Origin of the sequence: Streptomyces sp. R44, from assembly GCF_041053105.1 — a bacterium.
In the GTDB taxonomy this organism is placed as follows: domain Bacteria; phylum Actinomycetota; class Actinomycetes; order Streptomycetales; family Streptomycetaceae; genus Streptomyces.
The window spans coordinates 1472426-1497307 of record NZ_CP163444.1 but is presented as its reverse complement, the minus strand read 5'-3'; the positions used below and the strand labels follow the sequence as shown (position 1 = coordinate 1497307).

31 protein-coding genes and 4 pseudogenes are annotated in these 24882 nt (G+C 69.7%); 20 read left to right on the top strand and 15 right to left on the bottom strand.

The features are described 5' to 3' along the window. Positions 1-83: 83 nt before the first annotated feature. The 9 genes from AB5J54_RS06945 (at position 84) to AB5J54_RS06905 (ending at position 7094) form a co-directional block, all read left to right on the top strand. Positions 84-560, top strand: coding sequence for a DUF6114 domain-containing protein (locus AB5J54_RS06945; RefSeq protein WP_369143016.1), 477 nt, complete (start codon positions 84-86; stop codon positions 558-560). Beyond that, positions 557-1300 carry a DUF6230 family protein gene (locus AB5J54_RS06940; protein WP_369143015.1) on the top strand — a complete coding sequence of 248 codons (744 nt, stop codon included), beginning with the start codon at positions 557-559 and terminating at the stop codon, positions 1298-1300. The genes AB5J54_RS06945 and AB5J54_RS06940 overlap by 4 nt, the downstream gene beginning before the upstream one ends. Continuing rightward, positions 1294-1680, top strand: coding sequence for a DUF6114 domain-containing protein (locus tag AB5J54_RS06935; RefSeq protein WP_369143014.1), 387 nt, complete (start codon positions 1294-1296; stop codon positions 1678-1680). The genes AB5J54_RS06940 and AB5J54_RS06935 overlap by 7 nt, the downstream gene beginning before the upstream one ends. An 8-nt stretch (positions 1681-1688) precedes the next feature. Continuing rightward, entirely contained in the window at positions 1689-2300 is a 612-nt protein-coding gene (locus tag AB5J54_RS06930; protein WP_369143013.1) for a hypothetical protein, read from the top strand. Continuing rightward, positions 2297-3109 (top strand): DUF6230 family protein, encoded by an 813-nt coding sequence (locus AB5J54_RS06925; protein WP_369143011.1) that lies wholly within the window; start codon positions 2297-2299, stop codon positions 3107-3109. The genes AB5J54_RS06930 and AB5J54_RS06925 overlap by 4 nt, the downstream gene beginning before the upstream one ends. Positions 3110-3315: 206 nt before the next feature. After that, positions 3316-4038 (top strand): hypothetical protein, encoded by a 723-nt coding sequence (locus tag AB5J54_RS06920; protein WP_369143010.1) that lies wholly within the window; start codon positions 3316-3318, stop codon positions 4036-4038. A 120-nt stretch (positions 4039-4158) separates the two neighbouring features. Beyond that, positions 4159-4803 carry a DUF5819 family protein gene (locus tag AB5J54_RS06915; protein WP_369143009.1) on the top strand — a complete coding sequence of 215 codons (645 nt, stop codon included), beginning with the start codon at positions 4159-4161 and terminating at the stop codon, positions 4801-4803. A 1-nt stretch (position 4804) separates the two neighbouring features. After that, on the top strand, positions 4805-5986 hold the full coding sequence (locus AB5J54_RS06910; RefSeq protein WP_369143008.1) for an HTTM domain-containing protein: 1182 nt from the start codon (positions 4805-4807) through the stop codon (positions 5984-5986). 130 nt (positions 5987-6116) lie between these two features. Beyond that, complete coding sequence (locus AB5J54_RS06905; RefSeq protein ID WP_369143007.1) at positions 6117-7094, top strand: DUF2993 domain-containing protein; 978 nt, start codon at positions 6117-6119, stop codon at positions 7092-7094. A gap of 11 nt (positions 7095-7105) precedes the next feature. On the opposite strand, the gene AB5J54_RS06900 is transcribed toward AB5J54_RS06905, so the two are convergent. Beyond that, on the bottom strand, positions 7106-7741 hold the full coding sequence (locus tag AB5J54_RS06900) for a TetR/AcrR family transcriptional regulator (protein ID WP_369143006.1): 636 nt from the start codon (positions 7739-7741) through the stop codon (positions 7106-7108). Positions 7742-7876: 135 nt separating this feature from the next. Between AB5J54_RS06900 and AB5J54_RS06895 the strand changes: the two genes are divergently transcribed. The 5 genes from AB5J54_RS06895 to AB5J54_RS06875 are packed head-to-tail and all read left to right on the top strand — an operon-like array spanning position 7877 to position 13930. After that, the gene (locus tag AB5J54_RS06895) at positions 7877-9022 is read left to right on the top strand and encodes a VOC family protein (RefSeq protein ID WP_369143005.1); all 1146 of its coding nucleotides are present in this window, start codon (positions 7877-7879) and stop codon (positions 9020-9022) included. Between the two features lie 29 nt (positions 9023-9051). Then, on the top strand, positions 9052-10029 hold the full coding sequence (locus AB5J54_RS06890; protein WP_369143004.1) for a fumarylacetoacetate hydrolase family protein: 978 nt from the start codon (positions 9052-9054) through the stop codon (positions 10027-10029). A gap of 9 nt (positions 10030-10038) precedes the next feature. Further along, positions 10039-11616, top strand: a complete 1578-nt coding sequence (locus AB5J54_RS06885; protein WP_369143003.1) for a bifunctional 3-(3-hydroxy-phenyl)propionate/3-hydroxycinnamic acid hydroxylase — start codon at positions 10039-10041, stop codon at positions 11614-11616. Then, the gene (locus AB5J54_RS06880) at positions 11613-13580 is read left to right on the top strand and encodes an acetoacetate--CoA ligase (RefSeq protein ID WP_369143002.1); all 1968 of its coding nucleotides are present in this window, start codon (positions 11613-11615) and stop codon (positions 13578-13580) included. Before AB5J54_RS06885 ends, AB5J54_RS06880 begins: the two co-directional genes overlap by 4 nt. Next, positions 13577-13930: a DoxX family protein gene (locus AB5J54_RS06875; protein WP_369143001.1), complete on the top strand. Its 354-nt coding sequence runs from the start codon at positions 13577-13579 to the stop codon at positions 13928-13930. Before AB5J54_RS06880 ends, AB5J54_RS06875 begins: the two co-directional genes overlap by 4 nt. Before the next feature lie 84 nt (positions 13931-14014). Here the strand turns inward: AB5J54_RS06875 and AB5J54_RS06870 are convergent, their stop codons facing one another. The 10 genes and pseudogenes from AB5J54_RS06870 to AB5J54_RS06825 all read right to left on the bottom strand — a co-directional run bounded on the left by AB5J54_RS06870 (position 14015) and on the right by AB5J54_RS06825 (position 19019). Next, on the bottom strand, positions 14015-14413 hold the full coding sequence (locus AB5J54_RS06870; protein ID WP_369143000.1) for a PIN domain-containing protein: 399 nt from the start codon (positions 14411-14413) through the stop codon (positions 14015-14017). Beyond that, positions 14410-14694, bottom strand: a complete 285-nt coding sequence (locus AB5J54_RS06865; RefSeq protein ID WP_369142999.1) for a hypothetical protein — start codon at positions 14692-14694, stop codon at positions 14410-14412. The genes AB5J54_RS06870 and AB5J54_RS06865 overlap by 4 nt, the downstream gene beginning before the upstream one ends. A gap of 454 nt (positions 14695-15148) precedes the next feature. Then, the gene (locus AB5J54_RS06860; RefSeq protein WP_369149242.1) at positions 15149-15535 is read right to left on the bottom strand and encodes a hypothetical protein; all 387 of its coding nucleotides are present in this window, start codon (positions 15533-15535) and stop codon (positions 15149-15151) included. A gap of 20 nt (positions 15536-15555) precedes the next feature. Next, a complete protein-coding gene (locus AB5J54_RS06855) occupies positions 15556-15837 on the bottom strand; it encodes a transposase (RefSeq protein ID WP_369149241.1) in 282 nt (93 codons plus the stop codon). A gap of 48 nt (positions 15838-15885) precedes the next feature. Beyond that, complete coding sequence (locus AB5J54_RS06850) at positions 15886-16233, bottom strand: IS5 family transposase (protein WP_369142998.1); 348 nt, start codon at positions 16231-16233, stop codon at positions 15886-15888. A gap of 124 nt (positions 16234-16357) precedes the next feature. Then, positions 16358-17209 (bottom strand): MBL fold metallo-hydrolase, encoded by an 852-nt coding sequence (locus tag AB5J54_RS06845; protein ID WP_369142997.1) that lies wholly within the window; start codon positions 17207-17209, stop codon positions 16358-16360. Positions 17210-17474: 265 nt separating this feature from the next. Next, positions 17475-18059, bottom strand: a pseudogene (locus AB5J54_RS06840) (transposase family protein); the annotation flags it as partial. A gap of 228 nt (positions 18060-18287) precedes the next feature. Next, positions 18288-18548, bottom strand: a complete 261-nt coding sequence (locus tag AB5J54_RS06835; RefSeq protein ID WP_369142996.1) for a GlsB/YeaQ/YmgE family stress response membrane protein — start codon at positions 18546-18548, stop codon at positions 18288-18290. A 72-nt stretch (positions 18549-18620) separates the two neighbouring features. After that, positions 18621-18791: a hypothetical protein gene (locus tag AB5J54_RS06830; RefSeq protein WP_369142995.1), complete on the bottom strand. Its 171-nt coding sequence runs from the start codon at positions 18789-18791 to the stop codon at positions 18621-18623. A gap of 36 nt (positions 18792-18827) precedes the next feature. Further along, positions 18828-19019, bottom strand: coding sequence for a hypothetical protein (locus AB5J54_RS06825; RefSeq protein ID WP_369142994.1), 192 nt, complete (start codon positions 19017-19019; stop codon positions 18828-18830). Positions 19020-19470: 451 nt separating this feature from the next. Here AB5J54_RS06825 and AB5J54_RS06820 point away from each other — a divergent pair. Next, positions 19471-19692, top strand: a pseudogene (locus AB5J54_RS06820) (NADPH-dependent oxidoreductase); the annotation flags it as partial. A gap of 113 nt (positions 19693-19805) precedes the next feature. Here the strand turns inward: AB5J54_RS06820 and AB5J54_RS06815 are convergent. Then, positions 19806-20360, bottom strand: a complete 555-nt coding sequence (locus tag AB5J54_RS06815; RefSeq protein WP_369149627.1) for a phytoene desaturase family protein — start codon at positions 20358-20360, stop codon at positions 19806-19808. On the opposite strand from AB5J54_RS06815, the pseudogene AB5J54_RS06810 reads away from it, so the two are divergent. Continuing rightward, a pseudogene (locus AB5J54_RS06810) lies at positions 20316-20663 on the top strand (transposase); the annotation flags it as partial. The gene AB5J54_RS06815 and the pseudogene AB5J54_RS06810 overlap by 45 nt on opposite strands. A gap of 85 nt (positions 20664-20748) precedes the next feature. Here AB5J54_RS06810 and AB5J54_RS06805 read toward each other — a convergent pair. Continuing rightward, positions 20749-20979 (bottom strand): annotated as a pseudogene (locus AB5J54_RS06805) (isochorismatase family protein); the annotation flags it as partial. A 173-nt stretch (positions 20980-21152) separates the two neighbouring features. Here AB5J54_RS06805 and AB5J54_RS06800 point away from each other — a divergent pair. Both AB5J54_RS06800 and AB5J54_RS06795 read left to right on the top strand, forming a co-directional pair. Next, positions 21153-21326: a hypothetical protein gene (locus AB5J54_RS06800; RefSeq protein ID WP_369142993.1), complete on the top strand. Its 174-nt coding sequence runs from the start codon at positions 21153-21155 to the stop codon at positions 21324-21326. Positions 21327-21413: 87 nt separating this feature from the next. Beyond that, positions 21414-21587 carry a CsbD family protein gene (locus tag AB5J54_RS06795; RefSeq protein WP_369142992.1) on the top strand — a complete coding sequence of 58 codons (174 nt, stop codon included), beginning with the start codon at positions 21414-21416 and terminating at the stop codon, positions 21585-21587. Between the two features lie 117 nt (positions 21588-21704). On the opposite strand, the gene AB5J54_RS06790 is transcribed toward AB5J54_RS06795, so the two are convergent. Both AB5J54_RS06790 and AB5J54_RS06785 read right to left on the bottom strand, forming a co-directional pair. Continuing rightward, positions 21705-22799 (bottom strand): SRPBCC family protein, encoded by a 1095-nt coding sequence (locus tag AB5J54_RS06790; protein WP_369142991.1) that lies wholly within the window; start codon positions 22797-22799, stop codon positions 21705-21707. Between the two features lie 3 nt (positions 22800-22802). Further along, positions 22803-23822, bottom strand: a complete 1020-nt coding sequence (locus AB5J54_RS06785) for a histone protein (protein WP_369142990.1) — start codon at positions 23820-23822, stop codon at positions 22803-22805. A gap of 200 nt (positions 23823-24022) precedes the next feature. Here AB5J54_RS06785 and AB5J54_RS06780 point away from each other — a divergent pair, with 200 nt between their 5' ends. Then, on the top strand, positions 24023-24388 hold the full coding sequence (locus AB5J54_RS06780; protein WP_369142989.1) for a gas vesicle protein: 366 nt from the start codon (positions 24023-24025) through the stop codon (positions 24386-24388). Positions 24389-24416: 28 nt separating this feature from the next. Then, the gene (locus AB5J54_RS06775) at positions 24417-24881 is read left to right on the top strand and encodes a gas vesicle structural protein GvpA (RefSeq protein WP_369142988.1); all 465 of its coding nucleotides are present in this window, start codon (positions 24417-24419) and stop codon (positions 24879-24881) included. Position 24882 lies beyond the last annotated feature (1 nt).

Genomic DNA, 24882 nt, shown 5'->3' with positions numbered 1-24882 from the left:
CACGCACCACCCCGGGGCTCCGCGCGCTCCGTACGGCGCGGGGCCCCGGCCCTCCCACCCCGACCCACCGCTGCGAGGCCCCCATGACCACCGATCCGCCGCCCGAGCCGAACCGAGAGCCCACTCCGGGCAGGCTCCACCGCGCGCGTACCGCCTTCCGCCGCTGGCGCCGCACCCGCCCGTTCTGGGCGGCCGTCTGGACCGGACTCGGCGGCTTCGTCATCTTCTTCCTGCCGATGGCGCCGCTCGGCAAGATCCTCCAGGTCGGCCTCGGAGGCATCGCGGGCATGGCCGGCGGCGTCCTCCTGATGGCGATGGCGCTGCTCATCCTGCTGCTGCCCGGACAGCGCCACACCGCCGGAGTCATCGCGGTGATCGCGGGAGTCGCGTCCTTCCCGCTCTCCAACCTCGGCGGCCTCTTCGTCGGCATGGTCCTCTCGGTCCTCGGGGGTTCCATGGCCTTCGCCTGGCTGCCCGAGAAGCCCGCCAGGCGCCGCCGCCCGCGCCGTACCACCCCGTCCGCCGAGACGCCCGTGTCCCTGGGGAGCGGATCCGCGTGAACGACCTGCTCTCCGGTGCCCGCCGCGCCGCCGCCGACTGGAACACCCGGATGCTCGCCCAGGCCGCCGACGGCACCCGCCGCGGCACCCGCTGGGGGCGCGGCGCGTTCGCCTTCGTCCCCTCGGCCCTCGCCGTCGGCGTCCTCGGCACCGCGCTCGCGCAGGGCGCGCTCGCCGCCAACTTCAGCGTCACCGGGCAGCCCTTCACCCTGACCTCCAACGGCGTGCAGGGCAGCGGCTTCGGCGCCATCGTCAACACCCCCGCCGTGGGACGCCCCGACGGCACCACGACCACCAACACCGCCATGGCGCGCGTCGGCTTCGCCAGCGCGGGGCTCGCCGGACTCTGCGGCATCGTCCACCAGACGATCGCCGGCGTCCCGTACTCGCTGCTCCTGACGGGCGGCCAGAAGGTCACGGCGACCCCGCCCGCCACCTTCACCACCGACATCGACGCCTCGAACCTCTACATCCAGGCCACCGAACTCCAGGCGTACGGGCCCACCACCCTCCAAAACGCGGTGCTCGGCCAGTCCGCCGACCAGGTCAGCGTCGCCGGCAAGCCGCTCACCGGCGCCCTGCCCGGCGGCTTCGGACTCGGCTCGGCCGGCGGCGAGGGCGGCAGTTCCATCGCGCTGCACGGACTGAACGCCACCGCGTACGACGCCGAGATGGCCGGCGCGCTCGTGCTGCCCGACCTGAAGATCAGGGTCGTCGCGGGAACGGCGACCACATGCTGAGCCGGGCGAGGGCGGCGTACGTCTGGTTCCGCGCCTTCCGCCGCACCCGGCCGTTCTGGGGCGGGGTCTGGCTGGTGGCCGGCGGCTGGACCGTCCTCAAGTTCTCCCTCAGCTCCCTGCAGTTGATCGTGAGCACCGGCTTCGGGGGAGTGGCGGGCTATCTCGTCGGCGGCGGGATGATCCTGTGCGGGCTCGTCCCGCTCGCGCTGCCCGCCCAGCGGTACACCTTCGGGCTGATCGGCGCGGTCCTCGCCGTCGTCTCGCTCGTCGTCTCCAACCTGGGCGGCTTCCTGCTCGGCATGACGCTCGGCGTGCTCGGCGGCTCCATGATGGTCGGCTGGGGAGTCAAACGCCCGCGCGGCCGGGCGGTGAAAGGATGACGGCCCGGGTGCGCGGTGCGCGCCACCGGGGCCTCGCCGTGGCGGCGGCCCTGCTCCTCGCCGTCGTCACGGCCGTCTGGTCCGGGCAGCCGAGCAGCGCCTCGGGGGAGACCGCCGCCGTCGAGCCGCTGGGCGTGCCGTTCCTGCCCTCCCCGGACCCGCTGCACGTCACCATCGACAGCATGGTCGCGGTCTCGATGACCGTCGACAAGAACGTCACCATCCGGCTCTCCGACGGCTCGACGCGCACCACCACCCGGTACACCTTCACCAAGCTCAAGATCCGCTCGCACATGAGCGTGGTCCAGCGGGCGGCCGGACACACCGTCAGCATCGATGTGCCCGGGGAGGGTTCGCTCGGCGGTTACGACAGCGCCGGGAAGGCCGAGACGACGACGATGTGGGGAAACATCACCAACGTCTGCGTCCGCGTGCTCGTCAAGATCTGCGGCGTGCAGGGGCTGCTCGACTTCTTCGGCTCCCTCATCCCGCTCACCGCCGGCGCCGAGGACTTCACCGGCGACATCTACGCGATCCGGACCGTCGACGACCACGCGGCCCTCGACTCCACCGACAACCCCGTCCACCTCCCCGGAACGATCACGGTGACCACACCATGAGCACCCGTGACATCAGGGCCCGTGACATCAAGGCCCGTGACATCAGGGCAGGCGACATCAGGGCAGGAGACATCAAGGCCGGTGACATCAGGGCAGGAGACATCAAGGCCCGTGACATCGGGACCCGCGAAGAAGGCCGTACGCACTGGCGCCGGTCCCTCTTCGTCGCCGCGCCCGCGCTCCTCGCCGCCGTCGGCCTCGGCTCCGCCATGGCGACCGGCGCGCTCGCCGTCGGCCTCCGCATCCAGGACCGGCCCGTCGACTTCACCACCAGCAGCCTGTACGGGACGCAGTACGGCGCCGCCGTCGTCGACCAGAGCGTCGTACGGCCCGACGGCACCGCCGGGACCGAACGCGTGCTCCGCATGGGCTTCGCGGACGGCGTCATCAACGGCCTGTGTCTGAGCCAACGGCAGCAGATCGCGGGAGCCACGTACACCCTGCTGCTCACCCTCGGCGACGACAACCCCGGCTCCTGGGAGATCAGGACGCAGAACACCGTCCTCGACCTGCGCAGCGCCACCGGGGTCCTCGACATGGACGGCATCGTCGACCTCAACACGAACGGCGCCGACGTGAAGACCGTGAAGGACGCCACCGGCGCGTACGTCGTGAATCCGCTCGACAGCCCGCAGCACCGCTTCGGCATCCAGGCGCGCTACGCCAAGTTCGACCGGATCACCGGCACCGCCCAGGACTTCCAGATCCCGGGCGTCCTGACGACTCCGAAGCTCTCCCTCACCGTACGGCCGGGCACGGTGGCCTGCCCCGCCCCGGCGGCCCCGACGGGGACTCCCGGCACGCCCTGACCGCGTCGCACGAACGGCCGGAGCGCGGGGCGCGTCGTGCGCCCCGGAGCTGTTGTGTGCCCGCCGCCACTCGGGGCCCCGCAGATAGGACTTTTTGCGCCATTGCGGTCCTAGTGGATTTCGGCCAGTCACCTTGCTCGTGGGCCCCCGTTACGTGGGGCAATCACGGCGGGAGCCGTCCCGCCGGCATCGAGAAGGGACGTTGCATGCGATATCTCCGCGGACTGCTGGTGTCGGTCTCGGCGGGCGCGCTGACACTCGGTCTGGTCGGCGTGTCCCAGGCCATCGGCAGCAGCGCCGAAACGGTGGCCTCCGTACGCGGCGGGGAGGACCACGACAAGGGCGGCCCCCATGTCGTCGTCGACAAGTCGAAGCACAACCTCCACCACAGCTGTCAGGGCGGGACCTTCGGGTACTGCACGCAGAACGCGAACTTCGCCCCGAAGATCCTGGGCGACGTCTCTCTCATCGGCACGACCGGTCTCATCGGCCTCACCGGCACGACCGGGCAGACGGGCACGACGGGCACCACGGGCACCACCGGTACGACGGGCACCGACGGTACGACGGGTACCACCGGCACGACAGGCACCACCGGTACGACGGGCACGACCGGTACCGACGGAACGACCACTCCGCCCGGTGACGCCGAGTGGTGCTCGCCCGGCTTCTGGAAGAACCACCCCGACGCGTGGGGACCGACCGGCATCAGCCCGAGCACGAAGTACAGCGCCGTCTTCGGTGCTCCGCCGGCGCGTTCCAACAACGGCGTGATGAACAACGCTCCCACCGACCCGACCCTCTTCGAGGTGGTGTCGAACCCGCAGTGGTACGGCGGCGGGGCGGCCAACAACGTGGCCGACTACCTGAGCGACCACCACCCGGACATCAACTACCAGGGCGTCCGCGTGGACAACTGCCCGCTGTAGCACCCGCCCCTGATCCACGGCGGCGTCCTGCGACCGGTCCCCGGCGGCCGGTCGCGGGACGCCGCCCCAGCCACGCGTACAAGCCTGCACCACCCCGTACAAGCCCGGACAAGGAGCACGATGGGAGCCACGCCCCCGCCCGTCCCGTGGTCACGAGGGGCCCGGGTCACGCTCGCGGCCACCGCGCTGGCCCTGGCCGGTGCCCTGCTGGTCCATCTGGCGTTCGTCTTCCTGAGCATCGCCCCGGCCAACGCCCTCAGCGTCAGACACCGCGACGCCATCGACGCCTACGTCCAGCCGGAGTTCGGGCAGGACTGGAAACTGTTCGCCCCGAACCCGATGCAGCGCAACGACGCGGTCGGGGTCCGGGTCAACACGCTCGGCCCGGACGGCCGCTACCACCAGAGCGGGTGGATCAACCTCACGGCCCAGGACATCGAGGCGATCCACGGCAACCCGGCGCCCAGCCACGTCGACCAGAACATGCTGCGCCGGGCCTGGGACGCGTACGTCGCCACGCACAGCCTGAAGGACGACCGCCCCAAGGGCGCGCGCGGCGCGCTGACCCGCGACTACCTCGAACGCGTGGTGCTCCAGCGCATCGGCACCACCTGGGACGGCGGACGGATCGTCTCCGTCCAGGTCGCGGGCCGGTTCACCCTGGTGGACCCGCCGGAGTGGAGCTCGGAGACGCCGTCCGACACCACCGACTACCGGCTGCTGCCCTGGTGGACGGTGACCGAACAGGACCACAGGAGTCTGTGACATGACCACCCCCCAGGCCGCGCCGCCCGCGGCCCGCCTCGACCGCCTCCTGGCCGCGCTCACCACCGTCCGCGCACCCCACCAGGCCGCCGTCCTCAGGATCGGCCTGTCCGCCGTCGTCCTCGCCTTCCTCCTGCGGGAATGGCCGAACCGGCACGTGCTGTACGGCAACCGCAGTCCGCTCTCCTTCGAACTGGCCCAGGTACTGGTCCGCGAGGAGCGCACCTTCACCGTGCTGGCCTGGGGGGACGGGGGCCTCTGGTTCGAGGCCGTCTACGGCGTCACCATGGCCGCGGCCCTCGCCGTCCTCCTCGGCTGGCGCACCAGGGGCACCACCGTGGTGCTCATGGCCGGGCTCCTGTCGATCGTCAACCGCAACACCCTCGTCGGGGACGGCGGCGACAACGTCGTCCGGATCATGGTCATCTACCTGGTCTTCACCCGCTGCGCCTCGGTGTGGTCCCTGGACGCCCGGCGCGCCCGGCGCCGTGCGGACCGCGGGACCCGGGACACCGCCTGGCCGGCCTGCGACCCGGCCGGACTGCTGCTGTGGGCCGCGTCGGTGGCGGCACTCGTCCCGCTCTCCTCGTACCCCACCCGCGGCTGGTCCCTGGTCTTCTGGACCCTCTGGGCCGTCCAGGGCCTCTGGTACGCGGCCGAGCTGTGGTTCCCGCGGCACGAGGCCCGGGCCGTGCTCGACGCGGCCGGTGCCATGCTCCACAACGTCGCGATGGCCGTGATCATGGCGCAGGTCTGCCTCGTCTACGCGACCGCCGGCTGGTACAAGATCCAGGGCACCCGGTGGCAGGAGGGGAGCGCCCTCTACTACGCCCTGCACCTGGACTACTTCACCCCCTGGCCCGGCCTCTCGGCGGCCCTCGCCGGCAGCACCGTGCTGGTCCTCGCCCTCAGCTACGCCACGGTGATGGTGCAGGTCGCCTTCCCCTTCACGCTGGCAAACCGCCGGGTCAAGAACGTCCTGCTCGCCGTCATGATCGCGGAGCACCTGGGCATCGCCGTCGTCCTCGGCATTCCCTTCCTGTCGATGGCCATGGTCGTCTGCGACGCGGTGTTCCTGCCCACCGCCTTCCTCGTCGCACTCGGCGCGCGCTGCACCCGGCTCGCCGTACGCCTCCGGAGCATCCCGTCGGCGAAGGCGCGCCCCGTCCCTTCGACCGGCTGACCCACCGTCCGCCGCGCGGCGGGCCGAGGCGTGCGCTTTGGGCCGGGGCCGGACGAATGGACAGCCTCGGAGCATGCTTACAGAGGTGACAGCCCGCCGTGGGAAGCCGATGTCTTTCCGATGACCCACCATGTCGAGTGCGTCGCGATCCTTGAGCCCGCCGAAAAGGGTCGCTGACCTGCGGCTTTGCCGAGAGGGCGACGACCCGGCCATCGGTGAGGATCCGAACCGGATCAACGACTTCGACTACTCCGCCGATCTGCGCGGTCTGCGGACCCCCCCTCGGCTCCCACATCCGCCGGATGAACCCGCGCGACACGATCCCATGCACCAACCCCAGCCCGATGACGGGCATGCCGGCGAGCGCTACCGCGGCGATCCCTTGTCCATGGGCTCCTCAGCCCCGAGGGGGCGGCGCCTGACCGTCCTCGCCGCTTCTATGGCGGCGTTGCTGACAGGTGGCGTCGCAGTCGACCGGATCGCGGCGGCCCGTGCGGAGAGCCGTACGGCCGAGGTGTTCCAGGACGGCATGGGAACCGCGGATCGGCCGTCGGTACGCGTCAGCGGCTTCCCCGTGCTCACTCAGCTGGCGAAGGGCAGTCTCCGGCACGTCGACCTGACCGCCCATGACATACCCGCGAACGGCTCGACTCGGCCCCTGCCGGTGACGAAGCTGACCGTACGCCTTGACGGCCTGAAGACCTCCGGAAGTGCCGACATTGCTCACGCCGACCATGTCGGGGCGACCGCGTTCCTCTCGTACGGTGACGTGTCGGGCGCGCTCGGCGTGCGGGTGTCACCGGGTGGCGAGCCGGGGCGGATCAGTGCGACGGCCGTTCTGCCGGTCGCCGGCGACGTCACCGTGAGTGCGGCCGTCTCGGCGGCGACGGGCAACCGCATCGCCTTCACGGACGTCCGCACCGTCCGGGGCGAGCTGCTTCCTCCGCTGAAAACCCTGCTGGACAGGGCCCTGGAAGATCCCATCCCGCTGGAGAACGTCCCCGAGGGGCTGCACCTGCGGTCCGTCACCACCACGCGGGACGGAATCGACGCCGCCTTCACCGGCCGTTCGGTCGCCTTTCGGCAGGGTTCGTCCGCCGCCGGGTAGGAGTGGTCGTCTCAGGCGGGGCCGGGGAGGGGGCGCCGGGCGACCTCGTGGGCGTCGTCCGGTGGTACGCCCAGCATGCGCAGGACCATCTCGGCCAGGTTCGCCGCGGCCTCGTCACCGTCCAGGTCGGGGCGCGCGAACCTCAGCTCCACCAGGGACAGCAGGGTGCCGCCCAGTGCGGACAGGGCCACGGTCGGGTCGACCACGGTGAAGCGGCCGGAGGCCGTGCCGACCTCGATGTCACGCAGCGCCCGCCGGGCCAGGCCGTTGTCCGAGTGGATGTGGCCGAGGCCCCGACGGCGCAGGACCTGCATCAGTTCCGGGTGGGAGTCGGCCATGCGTGCGCTGAGGCGGAAGCCCGCCGCGACGAGCTCCGCAGGGTCGTCGATCTCCGCCAGGCGCTGGTCGAAGTTCCGGCCGTACTCCTCCAGGGCGTCCACCACCGCCGCCTCGAACAGCTCGGCCTTCGACTCGAAGTGGTTGTAGAAGGAGCCGAAGCCCACGTCGGCGCGCTCGGCGATCGCCTGGATGCTGATGCCGGTGTCCCCGCTGTCGGCGAGTATCTGCCGGGCGGCGCGAACGAGCGCGCCACGGGTCTCGGCGCGACGTCGCTCGAATCGGTTGCTGGGCGGGGCTGACGTAGGCATGCGCCAAGTCTAACCGCGCAGGCGATGACGGCTGCAGTTCTGATGAATCCATCATTTCCCGCCGGGAACACCTTGACGACGGAACTGTCAAAGTTGATGATTTCCTCATTACGGCAATGTTGCTCGGAGGGCACCATGTCTGAAACCCGCGTTCACGGGGCCGATGCCAAGACGGCCCACCAGGACCTGCACAGCGAACAGGGAGCCCTGCGGGGCGAGCATCCCGGCCGCTCCCGGAATCCCGTGATCAAGGTCGCGGACCTGGCCTGGCTGGAGTTCGAGAAGCCCGACCTGGGGCGGGCCGAGGTCTTCGCCCGGGACTTCGGCTTCCAGGTCGCCGCGCGCACCGAGAGTGAGCTGTGGCTGCGCGGCACGTTCGCCGGCTCGCCGTGCATGGTGATCCGGCGCGGGCGTACGTCCCGCTTCATCGGCCCGGCGTTCCGTGCGGCGGAGCGGCCCGATCTGGACCGGCTGGCGCGGGCCACCGGGTCCGACGTGCGTGACGTGGACGTGCCCGGCGGCGGAAAGGCGGTCGACCTGCTCGATCCGTCCGGCTTCCCGGTGCGGGTGGTGCACTGCGGCGAGCAGCTGCCGGCCCTGCCCGAGCAGCGGCCGCTGCTGCTCAACTTCGGCACGGATCACCGTCGTACCAACGCCACGCAGCGCCCGCCGCGCGAGCCGTCCCGGATCCAGCGGCTGGGCCATGTCGTCCTGGAGACCCGTGTGTTCGGCCGGGCCCTGGACTGGTACCTGGACACGCTGGGAATGATCGTGTCCGACTTCCTCTTCCTGGACGGGCAGCGCGACCGCGGCCCGACCATGGCGTTCATCCGCTGCGACCTCGGCAGCGTGCCGGCCGACCATCACACGCTGGCCATGCACCTGGGGCCGGGGACCGGCTATGTCCACTCCGCCTATCAGGTCACCGACCTGGACTCGATCGCCGTCGGCGGCGAATACCTCAAGGAGCGCGGATACCAGCGCAGCTGGGGCGTCGGCCGGCACATCCAGGGCAGCCAGCTCTTCGACTACTGGCGTGACCCCGACCGCTTCATGCTGGAGCACTTCGCCGACGGCGACCTGTTCTCCCGCGACGTCGAGCCCGGGTGGGCGCCCATGTCGACCAGCGGTCTTGCCCAGTGGGGTCCACCGGCCACGCGTGACTTCCTCGGCGCGAGTCCCTCCCCGCAGCGGGTCCGCGACGTCATCCAGGCCCTGCGCGGCGACAACGAGATGGACCCGGCGCGCCTGCTGGGCCTGCTCAGAGCCGCCAAGTCCTGAACCCTCAATCCCCTCACGAAGGTACTGACATGAGCACCAACGTCCTGCGCACCGCCGACGGATGGTGGGTCGTCCGTCCCCAAGCTCTCGACTCCGCTCGAGCAGGGGAGACCCCAATCCACCGGGCCATCCCTGTCGACACCAAGGCCACCACCACCGCCGAGCTGATCGCCGACCGTGACGCCGTACGAGAGGCGGCACGCTCGACCGAGGCGGGCACGCCCGTTGCCGACCTGGTCGCCCTCTCGCCGGTCACCACCCCCTGCCGGGTGGTCGCCCAGATGGTCAACTACCGGAGCCACGCCCGCGATTCGGGCTTCACGGGCGACATCCCGCCCGCCTTCTTCCGCAAGGCGTCCGGCTCGGTCAGCGGACCCGGCGACACCGTCGTACGGCCCTCGCATGTGAAGTTCCTCGACTACGAGGTCGAACTCGGGCTCGTCATGGGCGCCACCCTGCCCATCGGCGCCACGGTCGACGAGCGGGACCTGCCGTCGTACGTCGCCGGGCTCGTCGTCACCAACGACGTCAGCGCGCGCGACGTCCAGCTGACCAGGACGCAGTTCTACGAGAGCAAGTCCTACCCGACCTTCACACCGACCGGCCCGTACCTCGCCCTGCTGGAGCCGGAGGACTTCGCCCATCTCCTCGACCTCAGGCTGAAGCTGTCCGTCAACGGTGAGCTGCGCCAGGACCGCACCCTCGCCGACATGATCGTCCGCCCGGCGCAGGCCCTCACCCTGCTGGCCCGTTTCCAGACCCTCGACCCTGGCGACCTGCTGCTGACCGGCACGCCCGGCGGCACGGCCCTCAAGGCCCCGCCGAAGCCGGTCGAGAAGATCGGCGCGCTGCTGCCGCCCGCCATGAAGTGGAAGGCGTTCTTCAAGTCCCAGGCGAAGAACCCGCACTACCTGCACGCGGGAGACGTGATCACAGCGACGATCGCGACCCCGGACGGCCGGATCGACCTCGGCGAGCAGCGAACCTCCGTCACGGACGCGAAGTAGGGACCTGAGGTGAGCCGCACCGAACAGCAGGTACCCGTGGTGATCATCGGCGCGGGACCCGTGGGCGTGACCGCCGCCCTCCTCCTCGCCCGGCGCGGAGTGCGCACCGTCGTCCTGGAACGCCACCGGGACGTCTACCCGCTCCCGCGCGCCGTCGCCACCGACGACGAGGTCCGCAGGATCCTCCAGGCCGCGGGCGTGGGGGAGGAGTTCGCCGCGATCGCCCGCCCGGCGAACGGGCTGCGGCTCCTTGACGCGCGGCACCGGGTGATGGCCGAGTTCCGCCGTACCGAGCACGGCCGTCACGGTTACCCGCAGACCAGCATGTTCGACCAGCCCGAGCTGGAACGACTGCTACGCGACGCCCTCGCCCGGAACCCGCAGTGCGAACTGCGCGGCGGCGTGGAGGTCACCGGTGTCGCCCCGGACACCGCCGGCCCCGTGCGCGTGACCTACCGCGACGACGACGGAGAGCACGAACTGTGGGCCGAGGCGGTCCTCGGCTGCGACGGGGCGAACAGCCTCACCCGCGACGCCATCGGCGCCGTATGGGAGGACCTGCGCTTCGAGGAACGCTGGACCGTCGTCGACGTCCGCACGAACGCCGACGTCCGCTGCTGGGAAGGCGTCGACCAGGTCTGCGACCCACACCGTCCGGCAACCTTCATGCGCGTCGGCGAGGACCGCTATCGCTGGGAGTTCCGGCTCGAGGGCGGCGACGAGCCGGTCCGCGAGCTGGTCGCCCCATGGCTGCCGCCCTCCTACGACGGGGACTTCGAGGTCGTCCGCGAGACCCAGTACACCTTCCGGGCGCGCATCGCCGACCGGTGGCGCAGCGGACGGGTCTTCCTCCTCGGCGACGCCGCCCACCTCACCCCTCCGTTCATCGGACAGGGGCTGTGCGCGGGACTGCGGGACGCCTACAACCTCACCTGGAAGCTCGCCCGCGTCCTGGGGCAGGGCGGCGACGAGCGGCTCCTGGAGACGTACGAGAGTGAACGCAAGCCGCACGCCCGCCACGTCATACGGCTCGCGGTCGCGATGGGCTGGGCCATGACCGGCGGCCAGGACGGCGCCGCCGCGCTGCGCCGCAGATTCCTGGCCGCGGCCTGCCGCATACCCGGCCTGACGGAGCTGGCCGGCCGCGACCTCAGCCCGCCCCTGACCGCCGGACCCCTCGTCCGACGCCGCATCCGCAGGGGCCTCGCGGGCACCCACTGCCCGCAACCATGGATGACCACCGGCGGACGGCGGACCCGCCTCGACGAGCTGCTCGGCGACTCCTTCACCATCCTGACCGCCACCGAACCCTGGCCCGCACTGAACGCCCTCGCCCATGCGCTCGGCGCCCGGACTATCCCTGTCACCGGCCTCGGCGACGACGGCACCCTCGCTGCCTGGCTGCGCGGTGGCCGGGCGGATGCCGTACTGCTGCGCCCCGACCGCGTCGTCGCGGACGTCGTCCCGACAGGGGGAAGCGACTTCACCGACACCGCCATCTGGGCGACTCTCCTGCACACCACGCGCAGCACCCTCCCCCTTCAACAGACCGCCGAGAAAAGCCTGCTGAGGAGCGTCACACGATGACCGGGCCGGACCCCTTCACGACCCCTGACCCCAAGGCCGTCGCGAACAGCCGCATCATGGACTTCGCCCGCCACACCGGAAGGGACGGCACCGACTACACCGCCCTGCACCGCTGGTCGGTCACCGACCTGGAAGGCTTCTGGGGCGCGGTGTGGGAGTACTTCGACATCGACTCCGACACCCCGTACGAGCAGGTGCTGGCCGAGGAGCGGATGCCCGATGCCCGCTGGTTCACCGGATCGACCCTCAACTACGCCCACCACGCCCTGCGCGAACTGGCCGACGAGGACGTGGCCATCATCGCCCTCGACGAGACCGGCTCCTGCTACGAGGTGACCGGGGGCCGCCTGCGCGCCCAGGTCGCCTCGGTGGCCGCGACCCTGCGCGAGCTGGGTGTGGGCCAGGGCGACCGGGTCGTCGGCTATCTGCCCAACACCCCGCACGCGATCGTCGCGTTCCTCGCCGCCTCGAGTATCGGCGCCGTGTGGTCGGTCTGCGGGCAGGACTACGCCCCCAAGGCGGCCGCCGACCGCTTCGCCCAGCTCGAACCCGCCGTCCTGATCGCCGCCGACGGCTACCTCTTCAACGGCACCACCCACGACCGCCGCGAGGCCGCCGGTGAGCTGGCCGCGCACCTCCCGACGTTGAAGGCGACGCTGCTGGTGGACCACGTGGGCCTGCCGTGGCCTTCGCGAGCGTTCCCGTCGCTGGTGGTGCCGTGGCAGGACGCGTCCACTCGCGCCGAGGAACTCACGTGTACGCCGGTGCCGTTCGACCACCCTCTGTGGGTCGTGTTCTCCTCCGGCACCACCGGTCTGCCCAAGGGCATCGTCCACGGTCACGGCGGCGTCCTGCTGGAGCACCTGAAGACCCTCGGCCTGCACTCCGACCTCGGACCCGGCGACCGTCTGCTCTGGTACACCACGACCCACTGGATGATGTGGAACCTGGTCGCTTCCACCCTGCTGACCGGCGCCACGACCTGCACGTACGACGGCAGCCCCGCACCTTTCGCCCAGCTCGACGTCCTGTGGGAGCTCGTCGCACGCCACCGGGTGACCGTCTTCGGCACCAGCCCCCAGTACCTGCTGGGCATGGCCAAGTACGGCATCGACCCGTCCGGGCACGACCTGTCGTCGATCCGTGTGGTCGGCTGCACCGGCTCCGCCCTGCCGGCCTCCGCCTACCCCTGGGTCCGCGACCACGTCGGCGACCACGTCCTGCTCGCGTCCATCAGTGGCGGCACGGACGTGGTGTCCGGCTTCGCGGGCAGCGCGCCCAACACTCCCGTCTGGGCCGGGGAGCTGTCCGCACCTCATCTCGGGGTGGCGCTGGCCGCGTACGACGGCGAGGGCTTCCCGGTGGTGGACCAGGTGGGCGAGCTGGTCGTCACCCGCCCGATGCCGTCGATGCCGCTGTACTTCTGGAACGACCCCGACGGCACCCGCTATCGCGACGCCTACTTCTCCTCCTACCCCGGCGTCTGGCGGCACGGTGACTGGATCACGGTCACCGGTCACGGCTCGGTGATCGTCCACGGGCGCTCCGACAGCACCCTGAACCGCAACGGCGTACGCCTGGGCAGCGCCGACATCCACGACGTCGTCGAACGCCTGCCCGAGATCACCGAGGCCCTCGTCATCGGAGCGGAGGAACCCGACGGCGGCTACTGGATGCCCCTGTTCGTGGTCCTCGCCGCCGGGGTGACCCTGGATGACGCCCTCCGAGAGAAGATCAAGGAAGCGATCCGTACCGGCGCCTCACCCCGCCACGTCCCCGACGAGATCATCGAGGTGCCGGGCATCCCGCACACCCGCACCGGCAAGAAACTCGAAGTCCCCGTCAAACGCCTCCTCCAGGGCGCCCCCGCCGAGCAGGTCGTCAACCCGGCAGCCGTGGACGCCCCCGACCTCATCGACCACTTCGCCCGCCTGAGCACCGAACGCCGGAGGCGGCCGGCGTGACCACCGCAGAGATCACCCTCGCGGCCGCACTGTCCCTCGTCTTCCTCCCGCTGGGGCTGGGGAAGATCGCCGCGGTGCCCTTCATGCGGCGGGCGGCAGCGCACCTCGGCATGTCACCGGGCCTCTACCGCGTCGTCGGCGCACTTGAGGTGGCCGGAGCCGTCGGACTGCTGCTCGGACCGGCCTCCGCCCCGCTCGGGGTGGCCGCCGGCATCGGGCTCGCGCTTCTGATGGCCGCGGCCGCGGTTGTCCACCTGCGCCACGGCGACCCGCCCGTGCGGGCCCTACCGGCTGCCGTGCTTGCCCTGACGGCGGTGGCGTACGCCGGGGCGACGGTCGCAGCCGGCTGACGTCCGAAATGTGCGCCGTCGCGACGCATGAGGTGGTCGATCCGGAGGGCACGCGTCACGCCGCGCTCGGCGAACCGGCGCGGATCAGACTTTCTCGGCGGTCACGCGGGGGTGATCGACGGTGAGCATGGTGATGTACTCGACGTCGGAGGTCAGGATCGTGACGCGGCCGGGCTGGGTGAGGGCGGTGGCGCAGAGCATGGCGTCGATGGCGTACTTGTGGCCGTGCAGTCCGGCCGCGCGCAGCAGGGTGGCGGCGGTCTGCGCGAGGGCCTGGGTGACCGGCTCGACCCGCAAGCGGGACAGCGTCCATTTGAGGGCGGCGTCGTTGATCCGCGGGTGGATCACCTCGACAAGGACCGCGGCTGAGGTGATCACGGGAAGGTCGGCGTCGCGGGCGGCGGTGAGCCACTCGTGGACCTCGCGGTCGCGTCGCACGGCTTTGGCCAGGCCCTCGCTGTCCAGGACCAGGGCGCCGCTCACGCGGCCGCACCGGCATCGGAGGAGGTGCCACCGGTGAGCTTCGCGCGCTTGGCGGCCACTGCCTCCGGATCGGCGGGGCCGTGGGTCTTGTCGAAGTCGGCGATCAGCTCGTCCAGGTTGTCGCGCTCGATCTGCCGCTGCGCGGCCTTCTCCAGGAACGCGGACACACCCCGCTTGCCGACCCGCTCACGGATCGCTTGCAGTGTGCCAGCCGTGAGGGAGACGGAGATGCCGCTGGTGGGGCCGTCGCCGGGAGGAAAGTCGGTGTCGTCGTCAGCCATGGCACGAGTATGGCATTTCAAATGCCATACGGCGAGATCCTGCTCCCATGGAGGGCCAGGATCTCGCTGCGGTATGCATCGGAGATCGCACGTAGCGCCCATCGTGCACGTAACGCACATTGATCTCGCGTCCGTTTTGTGTATCACGCGCTGCTGACCTGCGGTTTTCTTTAACCTGTTCTTGACCGGCCTGGCTCGCGGTCGTCTTCGCCGTCGACGGCCGACCAGGACCAGCGTGGCTCGCGGGCGGAGTCGCACTTGCGGTCCTGGTCTTCTGGACGGGCCTGGTCATCCGAGACAGCGGGATGGCAGGTCACGAGCTAGCCGTCGTCGTGGGCGTCGTCGCTCTGTCCGGCGCCGCCTTCGGCTGGCTGGCAGTCCGCCTGGCGGCGGATGACCGCCCACTGGTCGCGTGACTCATGGCCGTGCCAGCCCTCGGCCTGATCACGCTCATCTACCGCTTGCGCGATGCGGACGACCTGGACGGTTGGGAAGCGCGGGCGGCCAGCCATTTGGTGAGGTCGCCCGCGATGCGGTCGGTGCTGGTCTCGACGAAGACGTCGTGTTCCCTGCGGGTGGTATCGCGGCGGACGATCTCGCATCCGCCCTCGTCCAGAACGGCGACTGAGGCGAACCACGTGGGGTCGTCCTGGTCGGGCTGAATGACGAGGAAGGTGTTGTCGGAGTCGTTGAGGTCGCTGATCAGCATGAACAGCGCGTCCTCGGACGGGTCGTCGACGTGGCCGCCGTTCTCACTGTCGGTGCAGTAGTGTCTGGCGGCCGCTGAATCCTCCCCATGTGCGTGCTGCCCGACGCCGGTGCCAGCATGGCACGGCCGCATGGGCGGGCGCTGGTTCACAGTCACTGGTGGGTCGCCGGCTCCGCAATGGTGCACCGGATCCCCCGTCTGCGCAGGTAAGCACGGTTGGCGCGCGAGGAGTACGCCTTGTCACCACGCACCCGCAGCGGCTTGCTCCTGGGACGACCACAACCCGGCTTGGGCACCCGGATCGCTTCCAGGACCGGCTCGAACTGCGGGCTGTCACCCCGCTGACCCGCCGTGACCAGCAACCACAACGGCTTGTGGCCCTGCTCGCAGGCCAGATGAATCTTCGTCGTGAACCCGCCCCGCGACCGGCCCAGCCCGTGATCCTCCGGTTCGACCCCGAGCCCACCGGGCGGCTCCTTCTGTCAGGGGCCGTCCCGGCGGGCACCAGCCGCATGCTGATGCGCCCGGCAGACCGTGGAGTCGACGTTCACCTCCCACGTGATCAGCCCGGCCGCATCCGCCCGCCCCTGCAACAAGGTCAGCAGCCGGGCCCATATGCCCTCGCGCTGCCAGCGCCGGAACAGCCCATAGACGGTCTGCCAGGGTCCGTACTCGCGCGGCAGATCGCGCCACCGAACATCGGTCCGCACCCGCCAACGCACACCATCGACCAGCCGCCGCCGGTTCCCGGACCTGCGACTCACACCCACCGCAGGCAACAACGCTTCCAGCACCGACCACTGCTCATCAGAAAGATCCCCACGCCCCACACCATGATCATCACGGCGTCAGGCGTGGAAGGGAACCCCGATCCAGAACACGACCCAGCCGAGCGGCGGGTCCTGGTCGTAGGCGCCGGAGTGCAACAGATCCGAACGCCGTGGTCAGCACCACTCACGTCCCAGACGGCCGCGGCTGCTCCGGCGGAACCGAGCTCTCGGCAGCCGCCATCCACTGGTCCAGGTCGGCCTGGGTGAACTCTGTCCACGGTGGGATGTCGGGGAGCTGGCGGAGGAGGTCGTAGGCCTCGGGGATCTGGGGGCCGCGGAGGACTGGGCAATGGCAGCCGGCGATGACCTCGGCGTTCAGGTGTTGGAAGTCGGTGACGACCGTCCCGAACTTTTGGGCGTCCAGCAGGGCGACCCAGGGGGAGACCAGGCGCCCGCCGAAGAACTGGCCGTCGCGGAATTCGTCTGGCGACATCGCTGCTGTTTCGGGCATGGGGGTCGCCACGTTCGTGGCGAAGGTGTCGACGGCCCACAGGACCTTGGTCTTGGGGTCGAAGAGAGCGCGGGTTGTGGGGTTGTCGTACAGAGGCGGTCGCTTGGCGACCAGGGTGCGGTCGCCCGCGTCGATCGTGTCGCCGTCGGTCATGAAGCGGCACCGGTTGATGGGGGTCTCCCACTCCTCGGCCATGCGGCCGATGGAGAACCATGTCGTCAGCAGGGTCGCGTTCGGGCATTCGGCGAGGACCGCCAGGAGGTTGCCGGCGTGGTCGCGGTCGTCGTGGGTGAGGAAGATCCACCGTACGTCCAGGGGATCCACGACGGACCAGGCCGCCTCCAGCCACTGGGCGCGCACCGCGGGCGCCCCCGTGTCCACGAGGATCGGTTCTGCTCCCCGGATCACCATCGAGTTCATCGGAAAGTGGCCGACCGGCGGCGCCTCAAGGGCCCATGGGATGACGAACGTCTCCTCGGCGATCTTGTACGGCTGCAGAAGGGTGAAACTTTCCATGGTTGTCATCGCTGCTCTCCCTAGGGCGGAGTCACCGCAGCGTCCATGAATCCAGTGCAACCCCGTGCCAGGCTGTCGTCAAACGCGGAACTCGTGACGGTCGGCTACGGTGAGCGATGAGGGGTGCACGGCTGGTTTCGCTGGCGCGCTTCACTGCTTGGGCGGCTGGCGTTGACGCCCGTGGATGCTGTGCGGGAACTTTCAAAATACTCCCTAAAGGGGGTTGCAGAGGGTGTGTCCGGGCAGGTCAGGGCGGGTTTCGGGGCTGGCCTGCTCACGCGGCCATGGCGAGGTTGTGCATGTGGGCGACCGCTTGGACCGCGTGGTGGAGGCCGTTGCCGCGCTGCCGGCAGTCGCGGAGGATCTTGAAGTGCTTCATCCGGGCGAAGGCGTGCTCGACGGGGGCCCGGACTCGGCGGTGTTCGGCGTTGTCCTCTTCCTCACCGGGTAGGAGGGCTCGTCCGGGGCGTTGGCGGTGCGGGACGAGCCCGGTGTTGATGTAGGCGCCGTCGGCAAGCACGGTGATGCCTTCGCAGCTCTGGGCCAGGCCGGAGTCCCGCCATGCCCTCGCGTCAGCGGTGTTGCCCGGCACCGGCCGGGCCGCGGCGACCACCAGCTTGGTGTCGGCATCGATGATGACCTGCACGTTCGCCGAGAACCTGTAGTTACGCGAGGACGCGCCGGTCTTCCGGTCACGGACCGGGATCAGCGTGCCGTCCACGATCCACGACCGGTCCATCGCGTCGCCCGGGCGAGTGGCCGGCTCGATCGCCAGCAGCGGCCGCAGCCGCTTGATCACCCGGCACACCGTCGCGGGCGAGCAGCCGAACAGCGGCGCGAGCTGCCGCATGGTGAGGTTGACCGGCGCGGCGGGGTCGCCGGACCCGGTGCCGACAGATATTTACGGACCGTCTTTCGGTCCAGCCCGGTGATGCGGATCCAGGACCACCGTCGACCGCCTTCCGCCGCCTCTCACCGACAAGCAGCAGAGTGCCGAGCAGCAGGTCTCAACGCATCAAGAACTGTCCCTTTTCATCCGTACGCAGGTGGGGACGTCACGTGTACACCGACAGGCACCGCTCCGGCGTCATCTGCGCCGCGCGAACAGGCGGAACACCGCGAGCAGGATGAGCGAGCCGACGATGGCGGCGATCCAGGTGGAGGCCTCGAAGAAGCCGTCGACGGAATCGACGTGGAAGATGACCTTGCCCAGCCAGCCGCCGAGCAGGGCGCCCGCGACGCCGATGAGTGTAGTGACGATGATGCCACCCGGGTCCTTTCCCGGCATCAGCACCTTGGCGATGATGCCAGCGAGAAGCCCGAGCAGGATCCAAGCAAGTATTCCCATGATTTGTTCTGTCTCCTGATGTGACGTCCCGGTGTACTGCGGCGGTAGGCATGTCTGCGCGTACCCCCGACCTCAGGGAAGCGTGTCTTTCCCCTTCTCTTTCAGGCGCCGGGCCTTGCCGCGCATCTGCAGCGCGCCGCCCTTAGCCGCGAGCTTCTCGTTTCCCATGGCGTGGGCGGTCCTCCTGATGGCGCTGCCGGCCACCTCTTCCATCTGCCCCTTGGTTTTCTCCCAGGTGCTCATTTCTTGTCCTTCCGCAGGCTCGGTACACGCCTCGGGCTACCATTTGTGCCGGACCGCCGAGGGCGCCACGGCGTGCAGGGCCCGCCGGAACGTCATCCGCACGCTCCATGCCATGAGGTGGAGCTCCCACTTGGTGATGCGCACCAGGCTCCGGCGGAGGACGGCGCGTGGTCTCCATCGGGAGAGCGTGCGGTGTCTGCCGTGGTGGTGGCCCACTCGGTGTTGCACTCGGCCCTCCTGACGCTCCGCTGAGCCAGACAGCTGTCCCGAGAAACCTCGGAAGCGGCTGCCGGCTTCGTCTTCTTGACCTGCGAGTGCACCGTCAGTTCGGTTTTAAACATGCCAGCACCGATGCGATGTGACACAACCTGACTGCTCCAGTGGATGCGGGCCGAGGCGTTCACCCACAGGGGGCAGGGAGACGGAGGGGACGGTCGAGTGAAAGATCACCAAGCGGCCCAGGGCGGCGGCCGGACGCAGGGTCGAATGGCCCTCGCCCGTCAGATGACTCCGTTCGCGCCCCGATGAAGCGCCGGCGCGGGCGCCCCCGCGCCGAAACGAAGCGGTGCAGCACCGCAGCGGACCATGGCGCTGGCGCGTCCCGCATTCGACATCGAACTATCGGGCAGCGCAGCTCTGTTCACGCGGAAGAGGGCTCCGGCTCAACTTTTGCGGTGTACACAAGGTCAGCGCCGACCTCTTCCAGGGCCTCAACGACGTCGGCTTCTCCCTCGCCCCCAACGCCGTCACCTACTGGGTCGGCGAAGCGATGCAGGGCACCGATTACCAGGACCTCGACATGACCCCCGAGAAGACCGCAGCCACCACCACGACGCTCGCCGCCAACACCGCCCACCTCGCCCGCCGCCTCAAGTCCGCCCCCTACCCGCCCTCCTCCTGACCGTCGCGAGGGGCTGCCATGTCGGAGGCGAGGGAAAGAACGCTTCCGACCGGGCTGAATGTGACGGCGCCGGACGCGATCGAGGCGATGAGTTCGGAGTGCGTGGCGCCGGGTCAGACGGGCTGGGCTCGGTGGAGGAGGCTCTGCAGCCCGCGGGATCGGAGCGCTGCCCGCGCGGCGTTGGCGCCGGGTGCTCCGTGGACTCCTCCGCCCGGGTGGGCGGCCGCGGAGGCGAGGTAGAGCCCCTTCACCGGGGTCTCGGGGCGGCCGGTGCCCGGGGTGGGGCGGAAGATCGCCAGCCGATGGAGGGCGGTGGTGCCGTTGTGGAGGTTCTCGTCCATGGCCTGGAGGGTGGTGGGCGCCAGGATGCGGCGGGCGCCGATCAGAGCCCGGAAGCCGGGCGCGAACTGTTCCACTTGTGCTTCGATCCAGTCGGCCATTGCTTCCTGCTCACGGGCGTCCCACCGGCTTGTGATGTGGTCGGGGTCCGCGTCGGAGGTGATGCGCTGGGGCACGTGGGTGTGGGCCCATGCCGATTCGGTGCCGGCCGGGGAGCGACTGGGTTCCGCCGTCGTCATCTGCGCGAGGCGGGCGAATGGTTCGGCGGTGACCTGGCCCATGGCATTGATGCCGACACCCGCCTGATCGTGGTGGTCGGTCGGCCGCACGCCGGGAACCGCAACGACTGCAAGGCGTGGGAGGAGTCCGGCGCCAAGGCCGCCGTCGGCAGGGCCCTCACGATCGCCTACGGCGGCTACCCGGGCACCGGACTTGTCATCCCGCACCGCCGGCAGCGTGGCCAGACCGAACTCCCAGCCTGGAAAGAGGATCACAACAGGTCCCACAAGCAGGTGCGGGCACGGGTCGAGCACGTCTTCGCCCGGATGAAGACCTGGAAGATCCTCCGCGACTGCCGCCTCAAAGGCGACGGCGTCCACCACGCCATGCTCGGCATCGCCCGGATGCACAACCCTCGCTCTCACCGGATCAACCAACGAGCCTCACCATGATCAACCGTGCCCGAGGCGACCCGGAGATTGCTTACGGGACAACCCTTAGCCCTGCGTACCGGCCGGCGAGCGCCGCGTCCACGATCTCCCCGTGGTGCGAGCGCCATCTGCCGAAGTTGTCGTTTGCGTAGATGACCGGAAGTCCGAGCTCACGGGCATGCCTCAGCAGGCCCACCACAGCCGGCAGCACGCGTTCGACGGATGGGACGAGCAGCTCGGCATCCTGGTGGTCGTACGTGTTGAGCATGTCGATGATGACAAGAGCGCTCTTCGTCATGACGGACGAACTTCCAGATCCGCAGCAAAGCGCCCGGGTGGACACGGCCATACGACGCGCGTCGGCCCCGCACACGAATGGGTCGTCGCCGGCGGACCGAGGGTAAGCGAGCGGGTATGGGGCGGAGTGGCGGGTAGGCGCTTCCGTGATTGTCCGAGAAAGGACCGACCGACATGAGTGCCAAGGAGAAGGCCAAGGCCAAGATCGAGCAGATCACGGGCAAGGCCGTCAGGCGAACCGCCCATGCGACGGGCGACGACACGACGGCGGCCAAGGGTGCCGCGCTGCAGGCTCGGGGCAGAGCCCGGCAGACCAAGGAGAAGGGCAAGGACGTCTTCAAGCGCTGATCGCGCATGCGAGCGAGCATCTGGGGTAGTCGCCGCGATGACCCGGCCACGAGGGCGGGGCCAGAACTGTGCGGGAAGGTGACTGTCATGGCCGGAGGGAAGAAGGCCAAGAACATGGCCCAGACTGCCAAGGGCAAGGTGAAGGAGACCACGGGCAAGGCCACCGGCAACACGAGCCTTGAGATGAAGGGCCGCGCCGAGCAGGTCGCGGGTGATGCCAAGCAGACCGCGCGGAAAGCCAAGGACACGCTGAAGCACTGACCGATGACCGACGGTCCGGCCGGTCCCGGAGGCCGATGAGCACGCTACCCGACCTGAAGGAGGAGCGGCCAGGACGGCCGCTCCTCCTGCTGTCCTGGCGGATGGCCGACGCAGGGATCACCGTCTGCGCCGTCGGCGACCGGCGGTCTCATACTCGTCGTCTTCCTCGTCCTCATCCGCCTCTTCGTCCCTGTCGCCCTCCGCGTAGCCTTCCTCGTCAGCCTCCGCGTACTCCTCGTCGTCCTCGTCGGGCTCGGCGTCCTCGTACTCCTCGCCGTCCCCCTCCTCGTCCTCGTACTCCTCGTCGTCCTCGTACTCCTCCTCGGGCTCTTGCCCTTCCTGGTCCTCTTCCTCGTCCTCTTCCTCGCCGGTCTCGCCGTTCTCCTGTTCCTCCTCCTCGAGGGCTTCCTCGTGAGAGCGGACCACTTCGCCGTCGCGGATCTCGCCGCGCCAGCCCTCCGGCTCGTCGTCCGTGAGGGTGACATGGCGGCGGAAGTGCTTGAGGTCGAGCCGGAGCCGACGGCCCTGGGCGCGCCACAGGTTGCCCGTCTTCTCGAAGAGGCCGGAGGGGTAGTACTCGACGGTGAGCAGGATCCGGGTGAGGGACGGGGCGAGCTCATGGAAGCTCACACAGCCCCGAGTCGACCCCTTGGCACCGTCGGAGGTCCAGATGATGTGGTCGTCGGGCACCTGCTCCTGGACCGTGGCCTTCCAACTGCGGGTCGAGGGGCCGACCTTGACCTTCCAGTCGGTGCTCGTCTCGTCGCCCTGCGAGACGTTGCGGACGCCCTTGGTGAATCCGCTGAAATCCTCGTACTGGGTCCAATGGTTGTAGACCCTGCGCAAGGGAGCGCCCACGTCGACCGTCTCGACCATGCTGGTGATCTTCTGGGTTCCGCTCTTGCGCTTGCCTTTGCCTCCGCCGAACAGGTTCGACGCGGCATCGGTGACTTTGTCCTTGAGGCCGCCGAGTGAACTCCCCACCATGGCTTTCACAGGGGAGTCGCCCTGGAAGATGCGTCCGCCGATATCCGTGAGCTTGCCGCCGTTTTCGGCCACGTCGTACAGCTGGTCGGTGACGTCTCCGAGCTTGTCCGTGGCCTTCTCCGCCAATTCTCCGGCCTGGGCGGTGAGGAACCCACCCAGCTCACCAAGCAACCGGTCCAGTCCGGATTCGGACTTCTTGTCGTCTCTGCGGTCTTCGGTTGCCATGACCTACCTCCGCGTCGACGGCTTGCGCGCCGCCGTCTTCTTCGCCGCCGGCTTGCGGGACGGGCTCGTGCGCGCCGCGGTCTTCTTCGCTGCGGTCTTCTTGGCGGGCGCCTTCTTCGCCGGCGCCTTCTTTGCGGGGGCCTTCTTGGCTGGGGCCTTTTTCGCGGGCGCCTTCTTTGCGGGGGCCTTCCCGGCCGCCGGCTTCTCCGCCGCCGTCTTACGCGCTGTCGTCTTCTTCGCCGGCCGGGCGCTGGTGGTCTTCTTCGCCGGGGCGGCTCGCTTCGCCGGCGCGGCCTTCTTCGCGGGCGCCCGTTCGGACGTCGACCGCCTCCGAGGCGTGGTCTTCTTCGCGGCGGTCTTCGACGGGGGCCGCTTGGTGGCCGTGCTCTTGGCCGGCGCGGCGGATTTCCTGCCAGTCGAGGTCGTAGCTCGACTCTCAGAGGCTCTACGTGGACGAGACTCGGTCGTTCCCCTCTCCCGTGTACGGGACGACGGAGGTGAGGACCGCTTTGAGCGTGGCCTCTCCGGTGTCTCCTCCTCGGCTTCCTCCTCCTCCTCGTCCTCGTCCTCCTCCTCAGGTTCCTCCCCGGCCTCCAACTCGTCTTCCTCGTAGCCCTCGTCCTCCTTCTCGTCCTCGTCCTCGTCCTCGTACGGCTCGTCCTCGTCGTCGTAGCGGCCTTCCTCGTCCTCCTCCTCTCCCTTCCCCTCTCCGCTGCCGATCGCCAGCGTCCGTTCATGGAGCGAGTCCGCGAGCTCGGCAAGCTTGCGGTTGGTTGCCGCAGTCAGTGCCTGGCGGCCGGCGTCCAGAGCCTCGCCTCTGAGCTGCTCGCCTATGTCGGCGACCTGAGGAATCTCCTTGAGCTTGGTCAGACCCTGGGTCACGAGCTGTCGCGGCTCCAGGCCGAAGCGCCGGCCCGCGATATAGGTCGCCAGGGTGAACGCGAGGCGAGCCTTCTTCGTGCGTCCCAGGATGTAGCCTCCGGCCAGCGCGGCCGCCAGGGTGATCTTGGTCGTGTCATCCATGACCCCTGTCCCTTCACCGGGCGCCAGCGGCCGTGCCGCCGCCCGGTACGGGACTTTCGCGTGGGGATGCGCGCCACCTACCCCCGTAAAGGACGCCCCGTTCGGGCGGTGAGGAACGAGCCTGCTCTCCCGGCATGGCATTTGCCCCTATATCATGGAATTCTAGCCTTTGTTGGCTGTACGTCCTCTTGGAGCGCCATATGGCCTCATCGGACCCGGACCGCCCTCGCCGGGCAGCTGCGCACGCCGACGACGACAAACGACAGGAGCGCCAGCGGCGGAAGCCCGCGTCACGACGGACGAAATCCGTCGACGCGGCTTCAGCGATGCGAGCAGCTGCCGCCCAACTCGCCACACTGCTGGGCAGACCACCGGAGTCCGTGTCCTCGCTGAAGCCCACCGACGAGGGGTGGGAGGCGCAGGTGGAGGTCCTGGAGCTGGAGCGTATTCCCGACACGACCAGTGTTCTGGCCAGCTACAAGGTGAAGCTCGACGAGGAGGGGGCGTTGATCTCGTTCGAACGAACCCGCCGCTACAACCGCGGAATGATCGATCGGCCGTTCTGACGTCGGGTCGGCCGTGAAAGGAGGCGCCATGACCATGGTGCCGCAGAGCGGCAGTGCTGTCAGCAGGGGTGGCGGCTCCACGGGCAGTCTCTACGACGTCCTGGAGCTGATACTGGACCGGGGACTGGTGATCGATGTCTTCGTCCGCGTCTCCCTGGTCGGCATAGAGATCCTCAAGATCGACGCGCGGATCGTCGTGGCCAGCGTGGACACGTACCTCCGCTTCGCCGAAGCCTGCAACAGGCTCGATCTCGAGGCGGGCCGCAAGGCCCCGGCACAGCTTCCCGAGGTCGTGGGGAACATGGTGGAGGACGGGGCCCACGGCAAGTCCAAGGGGGCGCTCAGCGGGGCGGTCGAAGCGGTGACGGAGTCCCTGACCGGAAAGTCCCGCGACGACGAGGAACCGGACGAGGAGGAGGAAGCGGAGGAGGAGCCCGCTCCTCGGCGCCGGCGACCCGCGGCCCGACGTACGGCGCGCCGGGAGAGGGAGTGAC